Genomic DNA, 24,946 nt, shown 5'->3' with positions numbered 1-24,946 from the left:
AACACCTCACGTACGATTAATAGCATTGATCGGTTCAAGACGCATAGCATTCAGCGCAGGAGTGATTGCGGAAACCATTCCAAAAAACAAAGACACCCCCATTGCATAATATAAATTTAACCATGTTACTTTAAAGGTAATCTCTTTTCCAAGAGAAGAATCAGATAATAGTAGCATTGAAAGATATTGTACTGAAATCGCTAGTAAGCAACCAATAATAGACATGGTTAAGACTTCCATTAAAACCGTTTTAGCAATATATCGGTTGGTCGCTCCTAATGCCTTCATAATACCAATTTCTCTTTTTCGCTCCATTAACCAATACAGCATTACTTGAATAATGTTGATAATTGCTATAGTAAAAATAAGTACTGTAGCCACTATTGTAATAACAAGCGAATTTCGGAACGAACTAGAATCTACATTATTCACATTTTCGTAAATTAATTGGATCCCTTTCTGATTTGCTCTCTCTATAATCATGTTGCTCTTTTTCATAAATTGCTCTTTACCACTTTCTAAATGAATACTCACACTATGAAGATTATTTTCTTCAAGAAAACTATCTTCGTATATTGCCAAATATTCATTCCACGTCATATATATAGCATACTCCCATGACGTTTCTCTTGAAGAACGGCCGCCGATGCCAATTACGTGAAATTTTTCACCTTCAATAATTAAACTATCGCCTATTTTAATGTTATGCTCCGTGGCAATACTTTTTCCTACGATAATTGATTTGTTTTCTTTCATATCTTCTTTTGAGAAATATCTACCCTCTATTAATGGTATATGCCAGTCCGGTTCCTGATGAAATAACACGGGAACGATTGGAAAACTGTCATTATATTGATTCAACCTTCGATTCCCCATACTAAGAATCTGTACTTCCCCAAATTCACTTAATGCTTCTACTATGTCTTCAACATCTTTCTGATTCCAATCGCCATCACTAGATAAAAAAATATCTAATTGCTGTTCAGGGTTACCACCTTTTTGGTCATTTATATACTCTAATGATTCCACAGATGCACTTATCCCAAGTGATATTACTAAACTACCAATAAAAAAACCAATAATAATTAATAGAACTGTTGCCTTTCTATTTTTCCATTGTTGAAAAATAAACTTAAACATGATTACTCCACCTTTACAGTATACCTTTTACCCGAAATAACCTCTTTTAAATTCTCACTTATTTCCTCATAAGGCGATGGTACACAATATATTTCCAGCTCATATATACCAGGTTGAACTGTATTTTCAAGATTTAAATTGGTAATGCCTAACTTATTTTCATTAACTTTTATATTACTATACAAATACTCATTCATTTTGACTTGTTTTGAATCTAAATAAGCCCAAATAATATATTCCCTTGTTTTATTTCCTCCAACTCTTAAATTTATTGTAATATCCTCGTTTCTTTTAGCTATAATCAATGGATGATCATTATTAGCGGCATTTATGTCAAACACCACATTTTGGCTTGAATCTTCCAATGGAGTTTCAATTATACTTTTAATACTGTTTTTATTCTTATTATTTTGTTTTTTTCATCTTTATTTGTAACATAATATGTAAAGTTTAGCGTATTTGAGTCTCTTACTAGATCATTCTTATAACTTAACTCATCTATATCTTGTCTAATATTTATCACTAAATGATTTTGATATAGTTCAAAATCATTTTTGTCCAATATTAATACTATTTCCTTATTATTTTGATTGACAGATAAAACCGAGCTTAGAACTTTATTTTCGGACTCCAAAGTCCAAAAATATTGTTGTTCATAATTAACCAATGCTGATAGTGATCATTGGATTTGCCACCATGCAGCCTGTTCAAGAAATAAGTGAATTATTGCTACCATTTGTTATCATAATTGTTTCTATGGTGATTGGAGCTGGGTTTATGTTTCTACAAACAAAAGTAGATGTTACGGAAGATATTAAGCAGTTCGTCATGACTTTTACCATGATTGGACTAGGTTTAGCTATAAGTATTCCCATCGCTTCCTTTGTCGGTCTATTAGTGCAAATGCCAGAATAAAGTGAAACCTATTCAGCGGGGGGGTTAAACCCGCAGGACGGCGTCATGATGTGGCGGATCTGTATTCCCTTTTTTCCCCACTGAAGAATAATACTCTTAGGCTAATTTCGCCGCATCCTGCGGCTCACTGCTAGTTAATGCGAGATAAAAAGCAGGTGAGACATGCTATCCGCTTTTTATGTGAACTCCAAAGGCCATTAATTCCTCATTTGTAGATTACCCTTCTCTTTTCTGAAATAGGAAAGCTATCAATCCTACTATGAACAGGATACCTACCGGAGTCATCATCCAGATGGCTAATGGGATGCCCTTCTCTTGCACCATATCTTGCTTCTTTGTATGATCGATATCTTTTGATGGAATTTCATTGCTCCCTTTATTAGTTAGATCGATCTCTGCTGTCGGAGGTTGCCCTTCTCCTAATATTTCTAAATCTTCTTGTGAAGAATGAATCTTATTCGTTCGATCACAAATAACTGTCGATAATGTTTTTGCTTCATACGTATCCGTCTCGTCCGCATACACTAAATATTCTTGTCCTTCCTTAAAATCAATTCCACAATCTCCACCGCCTATGCCGGTCGTAATGATTACCTGTGATTCTTTTATCCCCTTCCATGTCTTGATTACTTGAAATAGGATGGATTTATACATATACCCTGATGAATCTGTTTTTTCCCTTACTTCTAAGACCTTCCCAGAAAACACTGCCTTGGAGCGATCAAACTCCTCTTCCACCCCCGGTAATTCAGCGCATGAACAAGCCTGTACGGGGGCAGGGGAAAATTGGATAAAAAGGATATTAAAGAAGGCAAACAATATCATAAACAGCATCAACTTTCTCATTTTTCCTCTCCTTTTCAATTTCTGTTGTAATTAACCGCACAATGGGAAAATCCTTTTTGGAGATTGGGTAATGTTTAAGGTCCAAGAGGTCATTAAATATTAGCCTAGCAGTTGGCAAACCTCCACATCCGTCATTTTATCGTTATTCTCTCTTTTCTTCCTTGAAAATTTACATCCTGATAATAAGTGTTTTTTACAAGTAGATTAGGTCCTAAGCATTTCACAGCTGGACAATGGCAATTAAGGGATTGTGCCGTTTTTGTTTCCATCCAGGTGTTATAAGCCTCACTTAAAGATGTCGTTTCGATATTTCCCAGCGATGGTTCATCACCAAAATCCGTGACAATAATCTCTCCATTAAATATGTTCACATTAAGCCGCGAGCGCCCATCCGGGTCGTTTCTAATTGTTACATTGGGCGCTTGGTATAACCGTTTGAGCAAGGCTAAATCCTCTTCAGAAGCACTGCAAGGATAGAAAGGAAGGGTCCCAAACATCATCCAAATATGGGGATCATGATGATCTAGTAAACGTTGAATTGCCTTTCTCATTTCTTCTAACGATAATGTTTCTAGTTTACTAGCAAAATCGACTGGATACATAGGGTGAATTTCATGGCGAGCACAGCCCATCTCTATCACTTCTTCATGGATTTTTTCTAAATAAGGATAAGTCCGTTTGTTCAACATCGTTTCCGCAGCAACTAACACCCCTTCCTTAGAAAGTGCCTGTGCATTCTCAAACATCTGATTCAAATAGTTTGCGCGGTTTTCCCTTGAGGGCTTTCTTTCCATATTCGCAAACCCAATATCAACAAATTCATCAACCGTTCCCCAGTTGTGCGAGATATGCATGACATCTAAACAAGGAATAATCGATTCATAGCGGCTAAACGGAAGGGTTAAGTTTGAATTGACTTGTGTTCTGACTCCTCGCTGATGCGCATACTCCAAAAGGGGCTGCACATATTCTCTCACAGCCTTTTTCGACATCATTGGCTCGCCGCCCGTTATACTAAGAGTCCGGAGATGCGGGATTTCATCTAGACGTTTCAAAAGTAATTCAATTGGCAGTGCATCCGGGTCACGGTCCTGCAATGTATAACCAACGGCACAATGAGCGCAACGCATATTACACAGGGTTGTTGTTGTAAATTCAATATTCGATAACACCATTTCTCCAAATTCATCGACATCCACATACGCTTCCCAAGGGTCAAAAGAAGCCGTAATGGGCTTTCGTTTTTCTTTTATATTCATTTGTAATATCCTCTCCATGCCTTAAGATCTTTCTATCACTTTATTCTTTACGCACTATTCTCTATAACAAAGATCTATCTTTTTTGAAAAATACTTTGCACAACATGGGCTACCCCTGTATGCCCCTGACCTTCGATTCTCTCCACTTCTCCAATATAAAAATGTTGAATGAAATAACCTGAAAATCGCTCTAATAATGTACCGGGATCACAAAGATTATCGATTTCCTTTGGACCACCTGTTCCATATCTAATTTGTTCCTTCGTATACAATTCACCCACATAATACCCACCAGGCTTCAATGCCCTACGAATCCCTTGCATCGTTCTTTCAAAAATTGGTGTCGGGAAATGCCCGAATATATGTATAATTGCATCCCATTGTTCTTCTTCCCACTCGACATTGGCCAAATCATGCAGCTCTGTTTTGACAACAACTCCCCGTTCATGAGCTAGCTTCTTCGTTTTATCAAGACCTGCTTGAGCAAAATCCCATGCCGTCACATCATATCCCTGTGAAGCAAGAAAGACAGAATTTCTCCCTTCCCCTTCCGCAATACAAAGAATCTTCCCCTTAGGCAAAATCTTCTCTACCTCAACCAAGAAAAGATTCGGCTCTTTCCCATAAAAATATTCATCGCTTGAAAAACGTTCATGCCATTTCTCATTCATTTTGTATGACCTCCTGTTTCATATGAAATCATTTTAACATAACATATGAAACGGCACCCCGGAAACTTGCAACCATCACAAGTCTATTGCGCAAGGTTTTGAAAAAAATCCTTGCTTTTTTTCAAGAAATATAATAAAGTATTAAACATTAAACCTTTCAAAGTTGAATATGATATTTTCCTTATCCAGAGAGACGGAGGGATTTGGCCCTTTGAAGTCTCAGCAACCGGCCTTTTAAGGCAATGGTGCTAATTCCAATAGGTATTTTAACCTAGAAGATAAGAGGTTTACTTTCATTTATGAAGACCTTCTTTTTTCTAGAGGGTCTTTATTTTTTTGGATCAAGCTCCAGCGCGCCATATCCATTCATATTCAAGGCGCCTTGCGCTTTTCTTAAATATTCTACAGAAGAGGATGACCATAATGCCAGTGAATCACATTGAAACAAAGCTTGCGCAACTAGGAAATCGAACAGACGAAAAGACTGGTGCCATCAATTTACCAATTTATTTATCTACAGCCTTTGAACATCAAGGACTTGGTCTCTCCACAGGGTATGATTACTCAAGGACGAAAAATCCTACTCGAGCTGTTCTTGAAGAAGGGATGGCCAATCTTGAAGCAGGGGATGCTGGATTTGCTTGTAGTTCAGGGATGGCCGCCATTCAACTGGCCCTATCTTTATTCCGCACCGGTGAAGAGATTATTGCCTGTGCAGATCTTTATGGTGGGACCTATCGACTTCTTAAACAGTATGAGGAGTCCTATCAAATGAAAACAGTCTACTCCGATTTTAGAGATGTCCATGAAACGGAAAATTTGATCACACCCAAAACAAAGGCATTACTTATTGAGACACCGACAAATCCCCTTATGCAAGAGATTGATATTGAACAGTACGGACAACTAGCCAAAAAACATAATCTATTACTGATTGTCGATAATACCTTTCTAACTCCCTATTATCAACGACCAATTGAATTAGGGGCGGATATCGTTGTCCATAGTGCAACCAAATATATCGGCGGTCACAATGATGTTGTAGCTGGGATCGTTGTGGCAAAAGGAGAAAAGATTTGCGAACAATTGGCAACCAACCATAATGCTTCAGGTGCGATTCTATCCCCACTTGATTCTTGGTTGCTTGTTAGAGGCTTGAAAACCCTCCATCTAAGAATGAAAAAGCATACGGAAAATGCGAAGAAAATCGTTACCTATTTGAAAAATGAACCCTTTGTCACAGATGTTCTATATGCAGGTAAAGGGGGTATGATTTCCTTCCGGATCAAAGATAGCAAATGGGTAGATCCTTTCCTGAAAAACTTGCAATTAATTGCTTTCGCCGAAAGCTTAGGAGGGGTCGAAAGCTTTATTACCTATCCTACAACACAAACCCATGCGGATATTCCGGAGGATGAGCGGATCAAAAGAGGAGTATGCGCTCGTTTATTACGCTTCTCCGTTGGAGTTGAAGAAGCAGAGGATCTTATTGCGGATGTAAAACAAGCCTTTTCCGCCGCACAGCAAGTATGTTAAAAAAAAATTTTTAAAAAAAGGGAGAAAATGAACAATGACAACTATCACAACAACGAAAGCACCTTTTAGAGCAGACCATGTAGGAAGTCTATTACGGCCAGAAAGCATCCATCAAGCTAGAAAAGATTTCCATGAAGGGGCCATTACTGCTGAACAATTACATGAAATTGAAACAAAAGAAATCAAACGCATTATTGATAAACAAATTGAAGCAGGCCTTGAGCTTGTGACAGATGGAGAGTTTAGACGACGTTTCTGGCATACAGATTTCTTAGAACATTTAACGGGAATTGAAGGCTATGTCCCTGAGGTTGGATATATTTTTAATGGAGAAGAAGAAACGGAAAGATATAATGTCCGAAACACTGGAAAAATCTCTTTTAACCCTGACCATCCTCATGTAAAGGACTTTATTGAGTTCAATGAGATTGTTGGTGGACGTGCGGTAGCCAAGCAAACCATTCCGAGTCCGAATCAACTGTTTAATGAAGGGATCCGTGACGTCGATATTTATCCAGATATTGAGGAATATGCAAATGATGTAATTCAGGCTTATCGTGATGCAATCAAGGCTTTCTATGATGCAGGCTGCCGTTATTTGCAGTTGGATGATGTATATATTGCAGGGCTTTCTTCTCCAGACATCCCTTTTAATGAAGGAGAATTTTCAAGAGAATATTTAATTGACTTAGCTCTACGAGTAGCAAATGGTGTATTAGAAGGGAAACCAGAAGATCTAGTGGTGACAACCCATCTATGCCGTGGAAACTATCGGTCTAACTGGGCCTTTGAAGGAAGCTATACCTTGATCGCTCCAACCTTATTTGCGAAGGAAAAAGTGAATGGGTTCTTCTTAGAATATGATGATGATCGCTCAGGGGATTTTAAACCTTTAGAACATATCCCCAATCGCGGAGCCCGGGTTGTCCTTGGACTTGTCACCTCGAAAAAGGGGGAACTCGAAGACAGGGAAACAATTATCGCACGCATTCGAGAAGCTTCTCAATATGTTCCATTGGAACAACTATGCCTAAGCCCGCAATGTGGATTTGCCTCCACTCACCATGGAAACAATTTAACGGAAGAACAGCAATGGGAAAAACTAAAGTTCATTGTGGACATCGCCAAGGAAGTTTGGGGATAATAAGTAAAGCGCAAGTGCCCTATTCGGGCGCTTGCGCTTTTGTTACAAGATAGGAAAGTATAAAAATTGGCTAGTGTTAGGGTCTAGCTCCAGGCGCCACTGGCTCGATGTCATAAAACCGAGACAACAAAAGTCAAAACCTGACTTTTATTGTCTCAGAACATTTGCTTTTCGCCGATAGCGGGCGCCTTGCGCTTTACTCTTTCTATTCTTCTGTAGAAAGGCCCATTTCTTCTAATACAACCGAAACAATTCGATTGGCAAAAGTTTCACTATCTTCTTCGGTAGCGGCCTCTACCATGACTCTAACGAGCGGTTCTGTGCCTGAAGGCCGGACAAGGATCCGACCATTGCCATTCATTTCTGACTCAACTTCTTCTATCACGGATTTTACCTTTTCATTATCTGTTACATGATATTTATCTTTCACACGCACGTTTACAAGCTTTTGCGGGAATTTTTCCATCCCTTTCGCTAACTCCGATAATGGCTTCCCTGTTAACTTCATAATATTCACAAGCTGAAGACCGGTTAAGAGACCATCACCAGTTGTATTATAATCAAGGAAAATGATATGCCCGGATTGTTCTCCCCCCAAATTATAACCATTCTTTTTCATTTCTTCTACTACATAACGATCTCCAACCGCTGTTTGGACACTTTTAATCCCTTGTTCATCAAGTCCCTTATAAAAGCCTAGGTTACTCATGACTGTTGAAACAACGGTTGATTGTTGCAAGCGGGCCTCTTCTTGCATTTGTTTTGCACAAATATAGAGAATATAATCTCCATCCACAACTTGTCCATTTTCATCAATGGCAATAACTCGATCTCCGTCCCCATCAAAGGCTAGACCAATATCGGCCCCTTTTTCTTTTACAAAGGCACTAAGCGCTTCAGGATGGGTTGATCCCACTCCTTCGTTGATATTAAGTCCATTCGGCGATGAACCCATGGTTGAAATATCGGCATCAAGGTCGGCAAATAAATGAGTTGCTAAAGAGGAAGTAGAACCATGCGCGCAATCGAGCGCAACATGGATGTTGGAAAAATCCTCATCCACTGATTGTTTTAGAAACTGTAAGTACTTTTGTCCACCTTCGAAATAGTCATTGACAACCCCTAAGGATGCTCCGATAGGACGTGGTAGATCATCATCATCCGACTCTAATAATTCTTCAATCTCAGTTTCTTGTTCATCTGATAACTTAAACCCGTCTGGTCCAAAAAACTTGATTCCATTATCTGCTACAGGGTTATGAGAAGCAGAAATCATGATTCCTGCTTGCGCTCCCAATACCTTCGTCAAATAAGCTACTCCAGGCGTTGTAATCACGCCTAGGCGCATCACTTCTGCTCCAATCGACAATAATCCAGATACAAGGGCACCTTCTAGCATATGACCTGAAATCCGGGTATCTCGGCCGATGAGGATTTTAGGGCGTTCTGTTTGATTCGCCAAAACATAGCCGCCAAACCTTCCCAATTTAAATGCTAATTCTGGCGTAAGTTCACTGTTCGCAACCCCTCTTACTCCATCAGTTCCAAAATATTTACCCATTCTACGTTTCGCTCCTTCTTTAGAGAATGTCTTAGTCAGTTTCTTTTTCTCTTATCCGGACTTTTGCTTTTTTTTCGGATAATTCCCATTCCATGTTTTTAGGTCCATCAACGGTAAGGTCCGCATCATGAGTCCCTGTATCTAGACCACTCAAATCCATTACTACATGGAACTGCTCTTTACTGGCTTTCGCTAGATCTTTTTCGTCTCCGAACACTTTCAGTGATACGGATCCGTTCCCTGGAGACAATAGATCAAACTCCATACCAGATTTCAAACCTTTCGATTCAATCGACACATTATCAAAAGTTTTTTCCTTTTTTTCCTTATCTGCGGTAATCTTTACTTTAATCGTCTCTGGTGTTATTTTATTCACACCCTCTGGAATATTAAGCGGGACTTCCACTTCTGTATCCTGCTCAATATTACTTACATCCACCGATACTTCCAGCTCATTAATGTCCTTTAAAACCTCCGTTGTTCCAAATATAACCACCTCAGGTGTAACCGTGCTTACAGCCTTAATTTCAATCCCCTTAGGCGGTTCCCCTGTTTTGTTAATTTTGATCGGAACGTTTTTTCTCGGATTCGTCACCGGGATTGTGACAGCGACTGTTTCAGGTTCAACCATCACCTCAAGCTTGTTCAAATCGCGATCAAGCACAGTGACATGAGCATCTCTTCTAATTGTATCATTAATGAGACCACTCGCATCAATCGTCGCTTTGACATAGGCAATTCGTTTTATAACATCTTTAGCCCCTGTAATTTTCACTGTTTTTGGTTTTACTTCTGGTTGTTCTGCTTCAAATCCTTCTGCTAAAATCCTCCGATTAAATTCAGCCTCCACACTATATTCATCTGTCACTTTTTCTTGTACATTAACCTCTATATAGGATGGCTCAATTGTCACTTTCAATTTATCTGAAATATCCTTGTATAGAATTGGTACACGATGCTTCCCAATTTCTAAATTGGATAAATCAACATAGACCGTAAAATCCCGCTGTCTTTTAGCTGCCTCTACAAATCTTCGTTGTCCTTCAATCTTCACATCGACCATTTCTGGTACTCCCGAAACAACAAGATTTTCGGAATCATAATAAACTTCAACAGGGAAATCCGTAATGGTATCTGAATCATTATTTTCCATGTTGTTTGGGGTGGAACCTTTATCCTTTGCACCTAAATCATTCGCTGTTATAAAAAGTAAAACGGCAAGCAACATAGCAATAATTCTAACGAACCAAGGATTTTCCATAAAGTTATCCATTTTTTGTCTTCTCCCTTCTTTTCCAGATAGATGGGGAAGACGTTTTTACATTGCTGTCTGTAACAAGCTCTTGTATGAGAATTTCCTTAAACTTTTCATTTGATAAGTCTCGAAGTAACTCCCCATTTTTCGTAACAGAGACACCGCCTGTTTCCTCTGAAACCACGATGGTTAAACTATCTGTCACCTCACTAATTCCCAATGCAGCCCGATGTCTTGTTCCTAATTCCTTAGAAATAAACGGGCTTTCTGACAATGGAAGATAGCAAGCTGCAGCAGCAATTTTCGTCTTCTGGATAATGACAGCCCCATCGTGAAGAGGTGTATTTGGAATAAAAATATTGATTAGTAATTCATGGGTCAACGTTGAATTCATAGGAATTCCTGTTTCAATATAATCCCCCATACCTGTTCCTTTTTCAATCGAAATAAGGGCGCCAATCCGCCTTTTCGCCATGTAATTGGTTGCATTGATAATCGCATCAACCCGCTGTTTTTGTTCCTCCTCTTCTTGGATACCACTTCGCGCAAAAAATCTGCCACGTCCCAATTGTTCCAAGGCACGTCTTAATTCTGGTTGGAAAATAATAATAATCGCAAGAAATCCCCATGTAATGACTGTATCCATCATTAAACTCAATGTGTTTAAATGGAGAAAGTCACTCAATAACTTTACGATAATAATCACAAATATTCCCTTAAGCAACTGAACAGCTTTTGTTCCACGGATCACCATAATTAATTTATAAATAACAAACCATACGAGAAAAATATCAACGATTTGGGATAAGTATTTTAGGATGGGAAGGTCGGGAAACGGCATTATCTTTCCTCCATCTATTTATTCAAAAATGCATTTTTACATCTATTCGCTCTATTAACCAATTTATTATATCACATATCATTCGAGAATCTCTATTTTTCCATTTGCACGTATCCAGTCATTTTATCCAATAGGAAAATTAAGGAAAGTGCAAGGCGCCTGGAATATGGATGAACAGCAAGGCGCGCTGGAGCTAAATAAAGAAAGAGGACTGCTGATTTTCAACAGTCCTGCTTAGTCCTCCTCAAACAAATGAACAATTTTATTTGCGCCTTGTTTCATTTTATACCAAAGCCAATCAAATAATTCATCAATTTCCTCTACATTCCCTGTGATGTTTCCGGCTGAAGCCATATATTTATCACCATTAATAACGGTCACATCTCCTCTTACTTCTCCTTCTATACGGATATCACCATTTTTGACCGTAATATCCCCATCAACTACCTTTCCCTCAGGTACGATGACTGTATTATTTTCAACGACAAGATTAGGTTGTTTGGTCACCGAAAACCTTTGATCATCACTCCAAATACTAAAAACACTGCCAGCCATCAGAACGAGAAATAACGATGCTGCAACAAGGATAGGATGTTGACGAAACCAGCGTTTGACACCAGTACTACTTTTCTCTTTAGGCAAATTCGCCATAACATTTGCGGTAAATCCACTGGATGGTTGTAAATTAGAAGTGCTTTGTATATAAGCAACGGTTCTTTTCAATTCTTGAAAATGCTTTTGACAGCTAGAACATTGCTGTAAATGACTTTTTAATAGTTGCTCCTTCTCGTAAGGCAGGTCACCATCTAAGTAATCATGCATATAGAGAACGATTTCTTCAGGACACGCCTTCAATTTCCTTCTCACCTTTCCTACAAATTGTTCAGTTGTTTACGAAGCGCTTCACGCGCACGATGAATTCGCGTCTTCACTGTACCTAGCGGCATTTCTAAAACTTCACTAATTTCATTTAATGAAAGTTCATCAATGTATCTCAAAATGACAACGACTCTGTATTTATCAGGAAGCTTCATAATTTCTTGTTGAACAATCTCTTGAAGTTCAATGGTTTCCACTTCAGCATCAGGCGATTTCCCTTCAGCAGCAATTTGCGAGTACATAGTTAATCCTTCTGATCCCGCAACTTCTGCGTCCAGAAAATAATCAGGTTTCTTTTTCCGAATCCGATCAATACAAAGATTGGTGGCAATCCTGTAAATCCATGTGGAGAACTTTTTTTTCTGATTAAAACTATGGATGTTAATATACGCTCGAACAAAAGCTTCTTGAGCAATATCTTCCGCTTCATGCCGATTCCCCAACATTCGGTAACAAAGCTGGAAAACTTTATCCTTAAATAGTTCCACAATTTCGCCAAATGCTTCCTGATCGCCCTTTAGAACCTCTTTGATTCGTTGATTGATAATCAAATCCATCCCTAAAATACCCCCCGCTCATGCGGTTATCCTATATACGTATAAAGTAAAAAAAGGTTTCAAATACAAATTAAAAAAATTTATCTTGTAACTATATATTTAAAATAGACACATCACTTCTATATTACCAAATTTCTAAGTACTTGTTTAATATTTTGTTAAATGGGAATACAAGAAATGAAAAAAACAGCAGGGGGCAGTGGACGTGAGAAATAAATCAGATTTACTCAATAAGATTGAAGATTATCGACAACAGATGATTGAACTGAGTCTGTCCTCTTCCTTTATGGACGAACGGGTCATTCATATCAGTGACCAGTTGGACAAACTTCTGAATAAGTATCACGCTCTCACAACAAATATAGACGAGTAAGCAATCCATGATTGGTTGCTTCTCGTCTATTTTGTATCTAAGCTATTCATGCAAGCTTTACAAATAAAAAAAAGCCTTAAATTTGATCATCAAGACGTCCTCAGTGGTGAGCCATGCAGGATTCGAACCTGCGACCCTCTGATTAAAAGTCAGATGCTCTACCAACTGAGCTAATGGCTCATGGCTGGGCTAGCTGGATTCGAACCAACGAATGACGGAGTCAAAGTCCGTTGCCTTACCACTTGGCTATAGCCCAACGATGATATATGTATGTTACCCATTTACAAACTAAATATTCACAGGTTTTAAAAATGGTGGTGGGGGACGGATTCGAACCGCCGAACCCTGAGGGAGCGGATTTACAGTCCGCCGCGTTTAGCCACTTCGCTACCCCACCATTTGAAAAGCGCAAGCGCCTTGGTCAGCCCCGACAAGCAAATGTTCTGAGACAATAAAAGTCCGGTTCTGACTTTTATTGGCGCGGGTTTATGACCTCGAGGGGCTAGGCGCTGGAGCTAGATCCGGTATTAGCCGAAATCCATACTCCTATCTTAAATAAAGTGGAGGATGACGGGCTCGAACCGCCGACCCTCTGCTTGTAAGGCAGATGCTCTCCCAACTGAGCTAATCCTCCGGGTTAAAATTGTGATGAGCGGCGCATTACTGCGTCAGCTTCTTTCGCTCTGTCAGTCACGTACTTTTGTACGCTCCTTCCGTCTCTCATTCGCTTCCTTGTCCTGCTTGCTCCTCCCAATTTTAACGGGAGGTGTGATGAGCGGCGCATTACTGCGTCAGCTTCTTTCGCTCTGTCAGTCACGTACTTTTGTACGCTTCTTCCGTCTCTCATTCGCTTCCTTGTCCTGCTTGCTCCTCCCAATTTTAACGGGAGGTGTGATGAGCGGCGCATACTGCGTCAGCTTCTTTCACTTTGTCAGTCACGTATTTTTTACGCTTAAATTGCGGCGGGCGAGATGTTTTCCAACCTCCCACTTCCAACCTTTAGATGGTGACCCCTACGGGATTCGAACCCGTGTTACCGCCGTGAAAGGGCGGTGTCTTAACCGCTTGACCAAGGGGCCAATACTCCGGGAAAAAGAAACAATCTCTTTAAGACCCAAAAAAGAGTATAGAGGAAAGTGAGAATATAGTCAAGAAGGAAATGGAAACTTTTTATTTTTCTTTCGCATAAGTTTCCTTTCTTTTTCCGTGAAAATTCCTTGATTTTGAAAACCTTCGAGCTTCTATTCCTATTTGATCAACAGGTGAAAAATTAGATTATTGCGTACGATCCTTCCCTTCCTTTCAAGTTCCTTCTTTATTCGTTACGTCCAGAACATCAAGAAGGAACACAAATACAGGTATTCCAATAATGAGCCCCCAGACCCCAAATAAATTTTGTGAAAAAAGCAAAACAATGAATGTGTAAAATACAGGTAAATCTGTTTTTGCTGACATCAACTTCGGATTTAAAATATACGCCTCAATTGCATGAATAATCGTGATCGCAATCACCACGTAAATGACATTTATAAATCCGCCAATTGTATAAGCTATAATACTTAACGGTATTAGGGAAATAATCACTCCTGCAACCGGAATAAGACCAAGAAGAAACACCATGATCGCTAATGCAAATAATTGCGGAAAACCCATAATGGCTAGTGCAATGACTGTTAATAAACAATTGATAAGCGCAATAGCAAATTGGGCTTCAATCACTTTTCCAAAAGTACGAGTGAATTTTTTAGCAAAAAATTCAATTTCAAAATAGAATGGAGCTATTTTACTGTCCTTAAATTTAGCTGTGAATTCTATTAAACGTTTCTTTTCTAGTAAGAAAAACAAACTTAAGATTAAAGCAATTACTACTTGAACACTCGTTTTACTAATATCAGTAAATGATTTGATAAGAAAGGAGAAACCATTCTCTAAATAAGCAGAAATTTGGTTTTCAGATATAATGGTTTGAATATAGCTTATCAGGATATTATCATGTGGTTGCATATAGAAACTATTAATTTGTTTAATGAGCGATGTGATTTCCGATGTAATAATTGGGAGATATTTTACTAAGCCAAGCGTCAGTAATCCTATAATAATGATAAACATGGTTAAAGCCAGAATCCGCCGGTTGATTGGAAGGCGTTTGGCTATAAATTCTATTAATTGATTCATCAAAAATGAAATAATAAATGTTAGTAACATTAAGTTGATCATACTTCTTACGCTATATAAGGCTAATATAATTAGCCCAAAAATGAGCAAGCGTTTCGTACTTTTCTTACGAAAAAGCGCACCTATCTCCATCTAGAACATTTCTCCTTAATAATAGAATACTTTCCTTACTACCATTATCGTCTATTTATAAAATTTTACAATGTTTTATAGTAAAAATAATCATATATCTTACCATTTATACGTTTTTAAATACAATTGCCAAAACTCAATTTTTTAACAAAAAAGGAAAACTTTAGTCAATGAGATGGAGGAAATATGGTTTTTTTATTCCTCGGCACGTCATAATATTTATAGTAATATTATGACAACGTTCCCAAGGTAGCTGAATTTTTCATGCGTCAATCGATGAAGAAAGAGCAGCCGCAAACAGCTGCCCGCTTGAAGCCTGTCCTCGGGGGTTAACGTCCATACTTTAGCAGCAACGATTGCAATTACGGCATTTCTTAGTGCATTCGAAAAATTTTGTTGGCGTAAACATAAGATTTTTGATTACAAAATGTCATTCGACCAGTGAAACAACTTCTTGTGTTAGAGGTAAAAAGAAGCCATGGGCATGAGCTCCTGTCTTCTTTTTACGAATGAAAATGGTTGTTTCGCTTTTGCAACCATCGCTTGAATTCGTCAGGCGTCCGTACATTATCGTCTAATACAGCCGTATAGATATCGAAGCTTTTCACTTGCTTTCCATACTCAGCTCGTTTAGCCCAAATACTTTTAATATTCAAAATAGAAACAGTTGCTTCCGGTGTAAGACGATCGGGCATCGTGCGAATATGCTCCAGATCAGGCTGCTTATCAGGCTCGTCTACGAACCAAATATCCAGTTCCCATTTGTTTCCACTTTTAGACTCGCACGTTATACCGAGAAAATAGCCGTCGGGATAGGCGGGATCTGTGTTCCAGTTGCCCGTATCGTTGATGAATTTTACGTCACGGACTTGAGGATTGGACATTAATCGCGAAGCAATTTCGGAAATGGCAGCAATGTTCAACTTGGAACAAACGACCGTAATATCGAGGTCTCTCCAAGCCATTAATCCAAGCGCCGCACTCCCTACTTTTACTGGTGTACCGACTGCTTGCAGCATTTGCTTAAGGTTCATTTCTTCAGCAATCACATCTGCTTCAGCTTGCAGCTGTAGTTGGCGGGCAAGGAGATCTTCCTGTTTTAACAATTTCACTCCCCCTTGTCATTATACAGTATAACGAATAAAAGGCTGTGTTGTCTATGAAATACGTCGCTTCAAATAGGCAATCGTGTCACTAACAATAGCAACTCCTAGATTGCAAAAAGTTTTTTTCTAATTCCACAAAAAAGGGGATCTCTTTGGCTTTCGCCCTGCTCCTAAGATTGGACCCGTCCAGCTATCCCATAAAAGAACAACTCCATCAATTGATCGATATTCCAGGTTGTCCGTTCTTGATTCGATGCCTCCCAATACCGCCGCAGTTCATTCTGGAACATCGTGAAATAATGCATCATCATCTCTTCAGTCTGATCCTTCCGAATATACCCTTCTTGCTTGCCAAGTGCGACAAACCTCTTAAAAAAGTGCACGATCTTTTGCTCGCTATAACTGTCCATTATTTGTATCAACCCGCCTAACCCGGAGGATGGGACTTTCGGAAACTCGTTCCCTAAAATCTTTAAGTTTTTGGCCTCCAACAGCATGATTTCTTTCGTCTTCTCTGGAAAAGATAACCCGGAATCCAAAATGTTCTCATACTGCGCCAGTTGCTTGTCCAACCAATTGACCAGGGAATCGGTATAAAGCTGTTCTTTTGTACCGAAGTAGTTATATATGGTTGCAGGAGAAACCCCCGCTTTATCCGCAATCTCATTCACGCTGACCTTTTGAAAACCGTATTTGAAAAATAATTCAATCGATACGCTAAATATTCGCTCCATTTTTTTCTGTTTCCGCCGTTCGTAGCCGTTCATCATCTTTCACCTCATAAATGTAGTGTAACCAAAGATTTAGAGCGTTTCAATAAAAATAGTACAAAACATCTTGAATCATTGAATCCGTATAGATATAATGATTTTAGAGTTCGGCACTATAAATAGTACATAACTTTTTTAAAAAATGATATCCAATGATAATGGGAGTGGAGTAAAATGAGGCAACTTCGAATTCCTTCTTTTTTGCACGACGTATTTGGTGAAAAACAATCTGTTGCATCCATTTTGACAATACTGCTTTTTGGCGGACTGCTGACGGCAACGTTATATTACAGATTCCCAGAATTGACCGACCATTTGCCGGCATGGCGCAGTACCTTGGCATTATTATTGATATTTGATGTTTTTGCCGGCTGCATAGCAAATTTTACAGCTTCAACCAGCAACTTTTATGCGGTGCGAAAAACAAATCGGATCGTATTCATTGCAATCCATGTCCATATTGTGCTTATCTCCCTTCTTCTCAACACAGATATTTGGTATTCATTGGGGATATGGGCTTATACGATCATCGGAGCATTTATCGTGAATGCCCTTATCGGGAAGACTTCGCAATTATTCGCAGCAGGCTTGCTTTTGTCTGTTGGTCTGGGCTGCATACCCATGCTTCCGGGAATAACGCCTTATATGCTGATCATTTGTATTCTGTTTTTGATGAAAGTATTATTTAGCTTCGCTGTCGATCATTATGGCAAACACCAGTGAGATGCTGAATAAAAACATGCAGATTGTTTTTACTCTTAGTTTTCTATTCTAAGCCACAATTGAGTTGGTACAGGTCACGACTGAATTGTTCCAAAACAAGCACATGTCCAGAGAGAATAAAATTGTTTTAATTTTGTGCATAAAAATAAAAGTAACCATCTTCTGTTACACTTTTTAGATGGTTACTAAAGTGGTTCGAGAAACGAATTTTATCCGTATTCCCCATCTATTCTTGAGTTTGAAGGGCTAAACGTATGCCTAGTCCAATATAAATCAAACCAACAATTTTCTCGACTTTATTAGCAAAAACACCTGATGTTTTGAACATCTTTTCTCCAATGAAACTTGTACAATAAGCCAAAAATGTTGTGTAAGCAATACTCATGAGCACAAATACAACACCTAAAACAAGAAGTTGTAATGTCACACTACTTCCGTCATTTTGGATAAACTGAGGTAAAAATGCTAAAAAAAATAATGCTGTTTTAGGATTCAAAATTTCCGCTAAAAAGCCTTGTTTAATTGGTTTCCAACTCCAGCTTTTATCTATACTTTTAGACGTTTGTTCAAGTTCAAGTTCTGGTTTCTCTTCTTGTTTAGCCTTTGTAAGTAACATTCGAATCCCTAAGTAGCATAAATAAATAACTCCGATATATTTTACGATTTCAAATGCTAAAGCTGAACTTAATAATATCGCTGATAGCCCTAAGACAGCGCACAAAGCATGGATAATATCACCTAAGCCAATTCCTAAAGCAGTCATAATGCCATTTTTTCTCCCGCTTTTTATTGTTTGAGAAATTGTAATAATAACCGCAGGACCCGGGATTAAAAATAAAAGAAATACAACGACAATAAATGAAAACATGCTATCCCCTCACTTTCTTATTCCATAAAAATCATAACATTTTTATTAACATGATAGGTTAATTTTCTTAGTTGCTCCAGCTTTTTTTAAAAAAAAAATTGACTAAAACATACCCTCATTGTTCGACAATCGTACTTTAAACGAATGTCGTCTAACAATACATAAACAAATGCCTCCAGATAAAAAATTATTATTGACTTCAAGTCGTATATTATGATTCTTGGAAAAAATATTTTCCTTTGTTCGAGATGCACGTCTGCGATGCAACCTTATCAACGATTCACCTTTTCAAAACGGTGCAACTTTATTTAAATCGAATGTTATAATCTTATATCACAAAAACATGTTTACTTATTATAAATTTTTGATATAATAAAAACGATTAAACATTTAAAGGAGGCAATATACCATGTTCAAAAGTGGTAATGTGACTATTATGGTAGCGGATTTAAAAAGGGCCGTTCAATTTTACGTTGAAACTCTTGGATTAAAGCTACAACACGGAATGGACGAGCATTTTGTACAGATCGAAGCACCGGAATTAACAATAGGACTTCTGCACCTTGCCGAAGAACAAGAATCTCAACCGGAAAAATCCGGAAGCATGTCTATTGGATTTGAGGTTCAAGAATTAGAGTCAGCCGTCGAGACATTGAAATCCCGCGGTGTTGAATTCCATGATTCTGTTGAGGGTAAAGCAGCCCAGGTCGTACACTTCAGTGATCCTGAAGGTAATACCCTTTACTTGGTTAGCAGTCGTTAAGGCAAGGGAAGTAAGAAAAGCGCAAGGTGCCGGTTTAATGGATGAACGGCTAGATTCGCGACGTCAATCATCACGCCGATGGACTCGCATCCTGCAAGCCTTTCGGAGTTGGGCGCTGGAGTTAGATCCAGCGCCCAGCCTTAATTTATGCTTTCTTACCTTTAAAAAGAGACAATGAGAATTTTTCTGCTTATGTTCGGCATTCCGATTGCGAATCCGATCGCCGTGCTGCTCCTGCCGAAACCCTACGATGGGCTGGCATAGAAGCAGTCCTGCGTGACGATTTTCGTCAACTTTATGCTATACTGTTGTTACTTAAAGGCAGTTAAATTTATAAGGGAGGCTCTTCGCTTGAACGAATTGTTTATACTCGGCGAATTGATGAATAACCCGATGCACGGCTATTTGCTGCATCAGATTTTGAACGGAATTGTTGGACCTACACGAAAAGTCAGCTGGGGGGCGCTTTATCCGCTCATTCACGGCATGCTTTCAGACGGTCTGATCGAGCAGGTCCTCGATGAACAACCGGAGGGCGCTAAACGGGGAAAAGGAAAAAAGAAAAAAATTTATAAACTCACGGACGAAGGCAGAATGCGTTTTTTTCGGTTGATGGAAGAACCGATTCCATACTCACCGGATTACGAGTTGCATTTTTATACGAAGCTGAAGAATTTTGGTCTGATCAGTAAGGAATTACAATTTTTAATTTTACACCAATACAAGGATTACCTGCGGTATGAGATCCGCCATGAGGAAGAACGCTTGGAGTATGCGGGCAAGGATGATCGGATTCCCATGGGAGAGCAGAAATATATGCTGATCTTTTTCCAGCATCGATTAGAAAAGCTCCGTTTCGACGAAGAGTGGGTTTTACAGTTAATCAATAGCCATCAAGAGAATGAAGAAGGGATTGAAAGGGAGTGAAACCGGAAAGCTTAACGCCCTGACAGTGACTCAGATGGAGAGATTCAATGAATACAAATGTTCCCGTTGATAGAAAATGAGAATAGAAGATAACAGCATTCATTCAAAGACTTCCGATAACAAGTAAAAACATTTTTAGATCATACTTACGTCCCCAATTTCTTCACTTTCACACGGAGAAATTGGGGATTTTTATTTTTCATTGATAAACCGAAGAGATTGAGGAACTTCAGTTGATGCAGATATCCTGAACTACAAGAGGACGTCCCATTATTTAGACTTTGATCGAAAAACAGTATAGGACCATAACCAGATGAAATCGATAATAAAAATCAAGCCCCAAATCATTCCTATTCAATAGATTGTTTCGTTTGGATATGAAGATTCCTCAACAGTACCCGCTTCGATCTATGAAAAATCACGTACATACCCTAAAAATTCCTCCAGGTTATCCGTACCGTACAACCAAAACACGGATTGTACAGCAACAAATACCACCAGATGTACGATCGAAGTCCAACGATACTTCTTTGCCAAATACTATGGATCTTTATTTCTCTCCATAAATTGGTAATCTTTTTCCGTCAAGAGTTCCATACCGCGCCAATCTCCGACCTTTTTTTCGCATTCAGCGATTAGCTAAATCATGGGTCAGCTCGATGCCTACCATTCATTTTGCATGGACGCTCTATATTTTCCAAATCGTTAAAATAGTTTGCTTATTTCCGCAACCAAAACCAATTTTAACCGTCTTAACAATAAAGATATAAAAAACAAAGAACATGTGGAGATTTTCCAGAGGGGAGGCAGATATCGTTGCAAGATAATGCTAGACATCAGGAGCAAATCATCGAGTGGTATGACAAATATAGCATGGTGCTATTCAAATACATTTTAAAAATGATTCAAGATACCCAGCAAGCAGAAGATTTGACACAAGACACTTTTATAAAAGCTTATACATATGTCAAAAAGGGAAACGAAATAACCTATCCAAAAACTTTTTTATATCGTATCGCACATAATTTGACAATTGATCATATCCGCAAAAATAAACCCATCCAGATGATAAAGGATTTTTTTACTACTAGGGAAGACCCTGGGGCATCCGTGGAAGCGATGGTCGAAATCCGGGAGTCTTCCAAAGAATTATATGAGGCCCTTTCAGTACTAAAGGTAAATTATCGACAGGTCATTATTTTACGAAAAGTGGAGGAATTTTCCGTCCGGGAGACAGCCGAGATTTTAAACTGGTCGGAAACTAAGGTTAAGACCACATTGTCCCGTGGACTGCAGGCACTCGCGAACGAAATCCATAAAGGTGGTGCGACGAATGAAATATAATAGCAATCTAGAGAAAAGGTTAAAGGATCTGGATCGTGATATCACATGGGGCCCCCGCCGACAACAGCAAGTTCGTCAGCGCCTCATCAACAAAATGAATGAAGATCGAGACAACTCCACTTCATGGTTTAAGCGGAGATTTATACCGGCTTTCTCTGCACTGATGTTTGTAACAATCGTCACGACGCTTGCACTGAATATGATCACTAGACAAGTTAGCATGGATAATACGCCAAATGGCAATGGAGACATTCAACCACTTATAGTGGAAGATAAGGATAAGAAGGAGCCAGCTAACAATCCTGATGACTCAACTGCTCAAGACAACCAAGATTCTGCAGCAGAGAAGGACAAAGACAATTCACAGGATAACGAAAATACCCAAAAGCAGCCAGATGCTTCAGATGAGCAAAAAGAACCTGAGGGTAGTGATTCGAATGACACAGACCATTCAGATGGATCTCAGGAACGCTTTTTGACACAGGAAGAGATCATGAATGTGGTGAAAGGACAAATGGAAACAGACTTGGATATCAAATTACCAACAGAGGTACCACTGAAGGATGGTTACCGTTTAACTGCCACCACTAATTCAAATGCAACAAATGCCGAGATTATTTTTTACCAACATACGAAACCAATCCCGATCAACAACGAGCAACTGTACCGTAACGATAATCCAGCAAAGGTAGTCGGGCGCGTATCGATCAAGGAATACAACACCCAGGAAGAGGCTGATGAAGCAATTGCCTACGAAAACTTCAGTAAACTGGGCGGTAAAAGTATTGACCTTGGGTATGGCATGACTGGTTATCAAGATGGAGCCGCAGGTAGTCTGCATACAAGTTGGAACGTCGGGCGCTGGGCCCTTTCTGTCAAGAGTAGCACAGAGCATTCCGAAAATAATGTATCCCTCGCAAAAACCGTGGTAAGGTATCTCACGGAAGAGGCATTACCCATCCCGCACGCAAACGGCTATGCCCACCTGGATGCTGATCAGAACGACACCCGCATCATGTGGCAAAGGTATAAGACAGTTTATATGATCGATCAAACAGATGACGTGATGACCGCGCTCAATATGGCGGTACATTTTGAGTAAAGGATCTAAGCTATAATGTCTGGGATTTTGTATACGAGATAATTAGAGATAACAGTTACTAACTTTTGTATAAATAACATTAATATGTTGTGGAGTGGCCCCAATTTAATCGGGGGTCACTTCCATACGGGTATTGACTTTTTTTCTGCTTCTTTGGAAGGGTCCGTCTAACTCTAACTAAATTTTGTCGAATAACGTTGAATTTTTGGATAAAAGAGGATGTTCAAAAAGAGAGATTGATAGATACATAATGGGGGCGTCAAGATGTTAAGGAGAATTAAACCGTTGGGTTGGCTAGTCATTCTTGCTATTATGGGATTGTTTTTAACTGGTATAAGCCATTTGGTGAGTGGTCAAACACAAACTGTGGCAAATTTACCCAATCGGGAAACAGATATACAATTGAAAGATAAGTTACCAAGTAAGTATCCCGATATCAGCATGGGAATCGAAATGAAGGTAAGTGGTGCTTATCAAATACGGGTCCAGCAACCATCTACGAAAAGTGCGACCATTAACGATATACTACGGAATTGGATTGATAGCCAAAAAGATAGTTTCATAGACCAATTCGCCGATACATCGGAGGACTCCAAAGAAGAAGCTCCTTCCCTAAAGATCAGTGTAATAACTGAACAAATAGCCAGCGATTCATATAACTTCATTTTCACCGAGGAGGAGTCTGATCAGCGCACCGAAACAAAAGTATTTACCATTGATGTCAAGCATGAGCGAGAGCTGAAACTGGATGATATTCTGAAAATGGATGATGCGACAGTGAAGACACTTCGCGAACAGATGAAAGCTTCTCTAGTTAAACAGGACTCTTCTGTAAGTGACGATGCGCTTGATCGTTTTTTCAGCGACCCGTCTGCTTGGAACTGGGCCGTTAACCAGAAGGCATTCACGTTGTATATTGATGATGATTCGACAACTTTGAAAGCACCGATCCCAATTGAATCATTATACCTACACTTTACCGACGATATTGCCGAAATTATCGATATGTCGGCTGAACAAAAGCAAGAAAAGAATGACACCATTGAAGCGGAAAAGGAGCGGATTCGCAAGGAGAAAGAGCAACGCAAAGAGCAAGAGAAACGGAAAGCGGAAGAAAGAGCAAAACAACAAAAAAATTCGCCTACCCATGAAGGGAAGTATGTGGCCCTAACATTCGATGATGGACCAAGCTCAGACGTGACACCAAGGGTTCTAGATACACTGGCACAGCATGATGCCAAGGCAACCTTTTTCATGCTTGGCAACCGGGTCGAAGCTCTTCCCAAAACAGCTCAGCAAGTTGCGGCAGCCGGTCATGAAATTGGCAATCACACTGTGGATCATGCTGACTTGTCAACGCTTGATCCAGAAGGAATCCGTAACGAAATCGGTCAATCGGCCGACAGTATTGAACAGGCAACAGGTATCCGGCCCTATTTCATCCGTCCACCCTATGGAGCATTCAACGATGCAGTCATCAATGATGTAGCCAATCAAGGCGACACGCTCATTCTCTGGTCGGTCGATTCTCTCGATTGGCAGAGCCGGAATGCCAATGCAGTGATCAGCGAAATTCAAAAAGAAATCACTTCAGGCGCCATCGTGCTAATGCATGACATCCACCCATCAACCGCTGATGCTCTACCTCAACTATTGGACTGGTTGGAATCCCAAGGATACCAATTCGTGACTGTTTCCCAACTGCTAGAAATGGAGGGACAGAATGGTGTTGGGCCGTATTATGGAAATGTAAAATAAAGTGGGAGACTGATTGTATCCGGAATTGCCTCCCTACTTCATCAGTTTTCAAACCGTAATATTTTTCACTTTCCCTCTTGCATTTTACATTTTTTATGTTTATAATCAATTTCAACCATATACTTAACTTTTTCCAAAGACGATGAAGAGAAGAAGTAGGATTACGGGTTTTATACAGAGAGCTTCGGTAGCTGAAAAGAAGCAAAAATCATGATCTGAACAATGGCCTCTGAGTTGCAAGCTGAACGTCCAATGATGGATCATTAGGTGCCGACGAGATTTGGTACTCGTTATCCATACC

Annotated in this window: 24 protein-coding genes, 5 tRNA genes and 1 riboswitch; of the genes, 10 read left to right on the top strand and 19 right to left on the bottom strand. The window is 39.4% G+C overall.

The window, feature by feature from the left end; all coding sequences use genetic code 11:
* Window positions 1–6 precede the first annotated feature (6 nt).
* Together MUB24_RS03655 and MUB24_RS03650 are read right to left on the bottom strand one after the other, a co-directional pair.
* Entirely contained in the window at window positions 7–1,140 is a 1,134-nt protein-coding gene (locus MUB24_RS03655; protein WP_244701383.1) for an ABC transporter permease, read from the bottom strand.
* Between the two features lie 2 nt (window positions 1,141–1,142).
* Window positions 1,143–1,505, bottom strand: a complete 363-nt coding sequence (locus MUB24_RS03650; RefSeq protein ID WP_244701381.1) for a hypothetical protein — start codon at window positions 1,503–1,505, stop codon at window positions 1,143–1,145.
* 331 nt (window positions 1,506–1,836) lie between these two features.
* Between MUB24_RS03650 and MUB24_RS03645 the strand changes: the two genes are divergently transcribed.
* A complete protein-coding gene (locus MUB24_RS03645) occupies window positions 1,837–2,055 on the top strand; it encodes a hypothetical protein (RefSeq protein WP_244701378.1) in 219 nt (72 codons plus the stop codon).
* A gap of 216 nt (window positions 2,056–2,271) precedes the next feature.
* Here MUB24_RS03645 and MUB24_RS03640 read toward each other — a convergent pair whose 3' ends face one another.
* From MUB24_RS03640 to MUB24_RS03630, 3 genes are all read right to left on the bottom strand, one after another.
* On the bottom strand, window positions 2,272–2,901 hold the full coding sequence (locus MUB24_RS03640) for a hypothetical protein (protein ID WP_244701375.1): 630 nt from the start codon (window positions 2,899–2,901) through the stop codon (window positions 2,272–2,274).
* 131 nt (window positions 2,902–3,032) lie between these two features.
* Complete coding sequence (gene yfkAB, locus MUB24_RS03635) at window positions 3,033–4,160, bottom strand: radical SAM/CxCxxxxC motif protein YfkAB (protein ID WP_244701372.1); 1,128 nt, start codon at window positions 4,158–4,160, stop codon at window positions 3,033–3,035.
* 74 nt (window positions 4,161–4,234) lie between these two features.
* Window positions 4,235–4,831 (bottom strand): class I SAM-dependent methyltransferase, encoded by a 597-nt coding sequence (locus MUB24_RS03630; protein WP_244701369.1) that lies wholly within the window; start codon window positions 4,829–4,831, stop codon window positions 4,235–4,237.
* A 178-nt stretch (window positions 4,832–5,009) separates the two neighbouring features.
* Window positions 5,010–5,116: riboswitch (SAM riboswitch) on the top strand.
* Between the two features lie 138 nt (window positions 5,117–5,254).
* On the opposite strand from MUB24_RS03630, the gene MUB24_RS03625 reads away from it, so the two are divergent.
* On the top strand, window positions 5,255–6,367 hold the full coding sequence (locus MUB24_RS03625) for a methionine biosynthesis PLP-dependent protein (RefSeq protein WP_244701366.1): 1,113 nt from the start codon (window positions 5,255–5,257) through the stop codon (window positions 6,365–6,367).
* 34 nt (window positions 6,368–6,401) lie between these two features.
* Window positions 6,402–7,511: a 5-methyltetrahydropteroyltriglutamate--homocysteine S-methyltransferase gene (locus tag MUB24_RS03620; protein ID WP_244701363.1), complete on the top strand. Its 1,110-nt coding sequence runs from the start codon at window positions 6,402–6,404 to the stop codon at window positions 7,509–7,511.
* A gap of 205 nt (window positions 7,512–7,716) precedes the next feature.
* On the opposite strand, the gene glmM is transcribed toward MUB24_RS03620, so the two are convergent.
* From glmM to sigW, 5 genes are all read right to left on the bottom strand, one after another.
* Window positions 7,717–9,072 carry a phosphoglucosamine mutase gene (gene glmM, locus MUB24_RS03615; protein WP_244701360.1) on the bottom strand — a complete coding sequence of 452 codons (1,356 nt, stop codon included), beginning with the start codon at window positions 9,070–9,072 and terminating at the stop codon, window positions 7,717–7,719.
* A gap of 31 nt (window positions 9,073–9,103) precedes the next feature.
* Window positions 9,104–10,345: a CdaR family protein gene (locus MUB24_RS03610; protein ID WP_244701357.1), complete on the bottom strand. Its 1,242-nt coding sequence runs from the start codon at window positions 10,343–10,345 to the stop codon at window positions 9,104–9,106.
* The gene (gene cdaA / locus MUB24_RS03605; protein ID WP_244701354.1) at window positions 10,338–11,168 is read right to left on the bottom strand and encodes a diadenylate cyclase CdaA; all 831 of its coding nucleotides are present in this window, start codon (window positions 11,166–11,168) and stop codon (window positions 10,338–10,340) included. The genes MUB24_RS03610 and cdaA overlap by 8 nt, the downstream gene beginning before the upstream one ends.
* A 234-nt stretch (window positions 11,169–11,402) precedes the next feature.
* On the bottom strand, window positions 11,403–12,023 hold the full coding sequence (locus MUB24_RS03600) for a zf-HC2 domain-containing protein (protein WP_280516857.1): 621 nt from the start codon (window positions 12,021–12,023) through the stop codon (window positions 11,403–11,405).
* 17 nt (window positions 12,024–12,040) lie between these two features.
* Window positions 12,041–12,604 carry an RNA polymerase sigma factor SigW gene (gene sigW / locus MUB24_RS03595; RefSeq protein ID WP_244701351.1) on the bottom strand — a complete coding sequence of 188 codons (564 nt, stop codon included), beginning with the start codon at window positions 12,602–12,604 and terminating at the stop codon, window positions 12,041–12,043.
* A gap of 205 nt (window positions 12,605–12,809) precedes the next feature.
* Here sigW and MUB24_RS03590 point away from each other — a divergent pair, with 205 nt between their 5' ends.
* Window positions 12,810–12,977, top strand: coding sequence for an aspartyl-phosphate phosphatase Spo0E family protein (locus MUB24_RS03590; protein ID WP_244701348.1), 168 nt, complete (start codon window positions 12,810–12,812; stop codon window positions 12,975–12,977).
* A gap of 104 nt (window positions 12,978–13,081) precedes the next feature.
* Here the strand turns inward: MUB24_RS03590 and MUB24_RS03585 are convergent.
* The 8 genes from MUB24_RS03585 to MUB24_RS03550 form a co-directional block, all read right to left on the bottom strand.
* A tRNA-Lys gene (locus MUB24_RS03585) sits at window positions 13,082–13,157 on the bottom strand.
* A gap of 1 nt (window position 13,158) precedes the next feature.
* A tRNA-Gln gene (locus MUB24_RS03580) sits at window positions 13,159–13,233 on the bottom strand.
* A gap of 56 nt (window positions 13,234–13,289) precedes the next feature.
* Window positions 13,290–13,374, bottom strand: a tRNA-Tyr gene (locus MUB24_RS03575).
* 164 nt (window positions 13,375–13,538) lie between these two features.
* A tRNA-Val gene (locus MUB24_RS03570) sits at window positions 13,539–13,611 on the bottom strand.
* 370 nt (window positions 13,612–13,981) lie between these two features.
* A tRNA-Glu gene (locus MUB24_RS03565) sits at window positions 13,982–14,056 on the bottom strand.
* A gap of 223 nt (window positions 14,057–14,279) precedes the next feature.
* On the bottom strand, window positions 14,280–15,284 hold the full coding sequence (locus tag MUB24_RS03560; RefSeq protein ID WP_244701344.1) for an AI-2E family transporter: 1,005 nt from the start codon (window positions 15,282–15,284) through the stop codon (window positions 14,280–14,282).
* 503 nt (window positions 15,285–15,787) lie between these two features.
* Window positions 15,788–16,390: a hypothetical protein gene (locus MUB24_RS03555; protein ID WP_244701341.1), complete on the bottom strand. Its 603-nt coding sequence runs from the start codon at window positions 16,388–16,390 to the stop codon at window positions 15,788–15,790.
* Between the two features lie 170 nt (window positions 16,391–16,560).
* Window positions 16,561–17,157: a TetR/AcrR family transcriptional regulator gene (locus MUB24_RS03550; RefSeq protein WP_244701708.1), complete on the bottom strand. Its 597-nt coding sequence runs from the start codon at window positions 17,155–17,157 to the stop codon at window positions 16,561–16,563.
* Between the two features lie 177 nt (window positions 17,158–17,334).
* Here MUB24_RS03550 and MUB24_RS03545 point away from each other — a divergent pair, with 177 nt between their 5' ends.
* Window positions 17,335–17,883 carry a hypothetical protein gene (locus MUB24_RS03545; RefSeq protein ID WP_244701338.1) on the top strand — a complete coding sequence of 183 codons (549 nt, stop codon included), beginning with the start codon at window positions 17,335–17,337 and terminating at the stop codon, window positions 17,881–17,883.
* 226 nt (window positions 17,884–18,109) lie between these two features.
* Here MUB24_RS03545 and MUB24_RS03540 read toward each other — a convergent pair whose 3' ends face one another.
* Complete coding sequence (locus MUB24_RS03540; protein WP_244701335.1) at window positions 18,110–18,751, bottom strand: LysE family translocator; 642 nt, start codon at window positions 18,749–18,751, stop codon at window positions 18,110–18,112.
* 409 nt (window positions 18,752–19,160) lie between these two features.
* Here MUB24_RS03540 and MUB24_RS03535 point away from each other — a divergent pair, with 409 nt between their 5' ends.
* The 5 genes from MUB24_RS03535 to MUB24_RS03515 all read left to right on the top strand — a co-directional run bounded on the left by MUB24_RS03535 (window position 19,161) and on the right by MUB24_RS03515 (window position 24,645).
* The gene (locus MUB24_RS03535; RefSeq protein WP_244701333.1) at window positions 19,161–19,514 is read left to right on the top strand and encodes a VOC family protein; all 354 of its coding nucleotides are present in this window, start codon (window positions 19,161–19,163) and stop codon (window positions 19,512–19,514) included.
* Between the two features lie 351 nt (window positions 19,515–19,865).
* Window positions 19,866–20,441, top strand: a complete 576-nt coding sequence (locus MUB24_RS03530) for a PadR family transcriptional regulator (RefSeq protein WP_244701331.1) — start codon at window positions 19,866–19,868, stop codon at window positions 20,439–20,441.
* Window positions 20,442–21,257: 816 nt separating this feature from the next.
* On the top strand, window positions 21,258–21,785 hold the full coding sequence (locus tag MUB24_RS03525; RefSeq protein WP_244701328.1) for an RNA polymerase sigma factor: 528 nt from the start codon (window positions 21,258–21,260) through the stop codon (window positions 21,783–21,785).
* Window positions 21,775–22,887: a hypothetical protein gene (locus MUB24_RS03520; protein ID WP_244701326.1), complete on the top strand. Its 1,113-nt coding sequence runs from the start codon at window positions 21,775–21,777 to the stop codon at window positions 22,885–22,887. Before MUB24_RS03525 ends, MUB24_RS03520 begins: the two co-directional genes overlap by 11 nt.
* 264 nt (window positions 22,888–23,151) lie before the next feature.
* Complete coding sequence (locus MUB24_RS03515) at window positions 23,152–24,645, top strand: polysaccharide deacetylase family protein (protein WP_244701323.1); 1,494 nt, start codon at window positions 23,152–23,154, stop codon at window positions 24,643–24,645.
* Window positions 24,646–24,946: the final 301 nt, after the last annotated feature.

Origin of the sequence: Lederbergia sp. NSJ-179, from assembly GCF_022867885.1 — a bacterium.
In the GTDB taxonomy this organism is placed as follows: Bacteria; Bacillota; Bacilli; order Bacillales; family Bacillaceae_C; genus Lederbergia.
The sequence above is the reverse complement of the archived record's forward strand: the minus strand, read 5'-3'. Positions and strand labels throughout refer to the sequence as shown.

Coding starts and splice junctions, on each gene's coding strand:
- MUB24_RS03540 (WP_244701335.1), bottom strand. CDS start 18,751: ATGTTTTCATTTATTGTCGTTGTATTTCTTTTATTTTTAATCCCGGGT.
- MUB24_RS03625 (WP_244701366.1), top strand. CDS start 5,255: ATGCCAGTGAATCACATTGAAACAAAGCTTGCGCAACTAGGAAATCGA.
- yfkAB (WP_244701372.1), bottom strand. CDS start 4,160: ATGAATATAAAAGAAAAACGAAAGCCCATTACGGCTTCTTTTGACCCT.
- MUB24_RS03560 (WP_244701344.1), bottom strand. CDS start 15,284: ATGGAGATAGGTGCGCTTTTTCGTAAGAAAAGTACGAAACGCTTGCTC.
- MUB24_RS03620 (WP_244701363.1), top strand. CDS start 6,402: ATGACAACTATCACAACAACGAAAGCACCTTTTAGAGCAGACCATGTA.
- MUB24_RS03630 (WP_244701369.1), bottom strand. CDS start 4,831: ATGAATGAGAAATGGCATGAACGTTTTTCAAGCGATGAATATTTTTAT.
- MUB24_RS03655 (WP_244701383.1), bottom strand. CDS start 1,140: ATGTTTAAGTTTATTTTTCAACAATGGAAAAATAGAAAGGCAACAGTT.
- MUB24_RS03535 (WP_244701333.1), top strand. CDS start 19,161: ATGTTCAAAAGTGGTAATGTGACTATTATGGTAGCGGATTTAAAAAGG.
- glmM (WP_244701360.1), bottom strand. CDS start 9,072: ATGGGTAAATATTTTGGAACTGATGGAGTAAGAGGGGTTGCGAACAGT.
- MUB24_RS03610 (WP_244701357.1), bottom strand. CDS start 10,345: ATGGATAACTTTATGGAAAATCCTTGGTTCGTTAGAATTATTGCTATG.
- sigW (WP_244701351.1), bottom strand. CDS start 12,604: ATGGATTTGATTATCAATCAACGAATCAAAGAGGTTCTAAAGGGCGAT.
- MUB24_RS03640 (WP_244701375.1), bottom strand. CDS start 2,901: ATGAGAAAGTTGATGCTGTTTATGATATTGTTTGCCTTCTTTAATATC.
- MUB24_RS03550 (WP_244701708.1), bottom strand. CDS start 17,157: ATGAACGGCTACGAACGGCGGAAACAGAAAAAAATGGAGCGAATATTT.
- cdaA (WP_244701354.1), bottom strand. CDS start 11,168: ATGCCGTTTCCCGACCTTCCCATCCTAAAATACTTATCCCAAATCGTT.
- MUB24_RS03515 (WP_244701323.1), top strand. CDS start 23,152: ATGTTAAGGAGAATTAAACCGTTGGGTTGGCTAGTCATTCTTGCTATT.
- MUB24_RS03645 (WP_244701378.1), top strand. CDS start 1,837: ATGCAGCCTGTTCAAGAAATAAGTGAATTATTGCTACCATTTGTTATC.
- MUB24_RS03520 (WP_244701326.1), top strand. CDS start 21,775: ATGAAATATAATAGCAATCTAGAGAAAAGGTTAAAGGATCTGGATCGT.
- MUB24_RS03545 (WP_244701338.1), top strand. CDS start 17,335: ATGAGGCAACTTCGAATTCCTTCTTTTTTGCACGACGTATTTGGTGAA.